Consider the following 866-nt stretch of genomic DNA (forward strand, 5'->3'; position numbering starts at 1 on the left):
TATACAATTTATGGTACGAGAATTACCGTAAGACCTGTCTCTTATACACATCTAGATGTGTATAAGAGACAGTACTAATACTATAAAATAATAGGAGTGATGAACATGGGACAATATTTCTCCTGTCTCTTATACACATCTAGATGTGTATAAGAGACAGGTTTTAGATGTCCAAACTTGATTGAATACAGTATTTTAAACAATTGTTTCTTCCTCTTTTAAAAAAACTGACAGCTCCTTTTTATATTTAATTTATACTAATACTATAAAATAATAGGAGTGATGAACATGGGACAATATTTCTCAAGCGATGAAAAATCCGCTGTTAAACGTCAATTAGCGAAATATGACAAAGCACTTCAAGACATAATAAAACAAACCATGGAGAGACAAGAAAAGGAGAAAATCAGGCGTGAAAATGAAGGACGAAATCTTCAATCGAATAGTACCCTTTCTAGACTGAAATGCAAGAGCGAGCGTTAAACGATGTAGATAACCAAAAAAATTATATCATTTACTATGTTCCGTCAAGCCAGTAACTCACAAAAAGAGAAATACTAGAAAAAGCTTCTTTCTTAATGCGTCGACCATGGTTGAATCTATTTTATTTCCTTAATTCTTTTATCACTAATACTATAATAAAAAAGCTCTACTCCTTGCTATACAAGGAATAGAGCAGAATGCTTATTAAGCTTCTTGAGCTACTGGGTAAACAGAGTTATTGGTTAAATACATTTTATTCGTTATCAAATAAGTTATTTATCAAGATTTTCTTACACCTATTATTCAATAACTGTCTCTTATACACATCTAGATGTGTATAAGAGACAGATACAAAATTTTGTATACAATGAATTTAGCCTCAA

The 866-nt window shown here is 30.9% G+C and carries 1 protein-coding gene; it reads left to right on the forward strand.

Annotated features, from left to right (window positions below; all coding sequences use genetic code 11):
- The first annotated feature begins 288 nt into the window (after positions 1–288).
- Positions 289–483, forward strand: a complete 195-nt coding sequence (locus A5844_RS13710) for a hypothetical protein (protein ID WP_086285718.1) — start codon at positions 289–291, stop codon at positions 481–483.
- Positions 484–866: the final 383 nt, after the last annotated feature.

This window comes from Candidatus Enterococcus wittei (assembly GCF_002140175.1).
GTDB lineage: Bacteria > Bacillota > Bacilli > Lactobacillales > Enterococcaceae > Enterococcus_B > Enterococcus_B wittei.

Coding starts and splice junctions, on each gene's coding strand:
- A5844_RS13710 (WP_086285718.1), top strand. CDS start 289: ATGGGACAATATTTCTCAAGCGATGAAAAATCCGCTGTTAAACGTCAA.